A 1,067-nucleotide genomic window follows, 5' to 3' on the forward strand; every position below is an offset into this window, starting at 1 on the left:
TATCCGATTGATATGAGTTTTTAGGTAAGAAAGCAGGGAAAGTATAAGTCGTGGCGATGAAGGGGGAAAGTACTTCGGCTGCGCAGCAGACGAGCTCACGCCGCAGGCGTGCTACTGTTCATCAGGCGCTGGCCGCTGTGCGCAGCGGCGATACGCTGGTTGTTCCCAAGCTTGACCGGCTGGCGCGGTCAGTTCCTGACGCACGAGAGATAGCGGATGCACTACAGGCCAGAGGCGTGAAGCTGGCGCTGGGAGCCAGCCTCTACGATCCGGCAGATCCTATGGGAAAGATGTTTTTCAATGTGCTGGCCACGTTTGCCGAATTTGAAGGCGACCTGATACGCCTGCGGACTCGCGAAGGCATGGCGATTGCACGAGCGAAAGGAAAATTAAGGGGGAAGCAGCCGAAACTGTCTGAAAAACAGCAAAAAGAGCTATGCCGTATGCGGGAAACTGGCCAGTACTCAATCAGCGATCTGGCGGAACTATTTTCTGTTTCACGCCCAACGGTTTACCGAACACTTTCGCGGCATACACTAATTTTGGAAATATAAAACTTCATAAAGCAGCCCGCTGGCTGCTTTATCAGATTATTTACAATCGTCGGAAATCTTTACCAGAGCGGCTTTGAGGACGTCATCATTCTCAGAAGCAAACACAGCAATTCCCTTTACCGGTTTACCTTCTTTCAGGGAACCAGAGGTTAAAACCTCATCAACAGTATCGAGTTTATATTCTTTCTTGTCTGGAGAGTAAGCCTTTAGGCAAAGCTTTGATAAATCGACAGTATCAGCAGATAATTTTGCTAAGGAAACCTCAAAGGTTTTGGTGTATGCAGTTTTATCACCAATGGATATAGACCCCTGAGATTGTTCAGTGGCGTATACGGCGACATTACTAGGAGTAGAGGCGTTTGCAGCAAAGCAAAAACCGGCCAGAGTTAGAGATGCAAAGATAGCAGAAACCTTCATATCAATTCCTTTTTGTGGGTTAGTTATCTGGATTACTGCACGTATGCAAGATGCAGCACCCTGATAATAATATAAAACTCAAACTAAACCACGCGT

General features: G+C 47.5%; 2 protein-coding genes. One reads left to right on the top strand and one right to left on the bottom strand.

The annotated features are described in order from the left end of the window. Nucleotides 1–56 precede the first annotated feature (56 nt). Nucleotides 57–554, top strand: a complete 498-nt coding sequence (locus tag AC4PR2_RS29075; protein WP_492176074.1) for a recombinase family protein — start codon at nucleotides 57–59, stop codon at nucleotides 552–554. 36 nt (nucleotides 555–590) lie between these two features. Here the strand turns inward: AC4PR2_RS29075 and AC4PR2_RS29080 are convergent, their stop codons facing one another. Next, the gene (locus tag AC4PR2_RS29080) at nucleotides 591–971 is read right to left on the bottom strand and encodes a DUF4354 family protein (protein WP_166687508.1); all 381 of its coding nucleotides are present in this window, start codon (nucleotides 969–971) and stop codon (nucleotides 591–593) included. Nucleotides 972–1,067: the final 96 nt, after the last annotated feature.

The sequence above is a fragment of the Serratia sp. A07 genome (assembly GCF_058725505.1).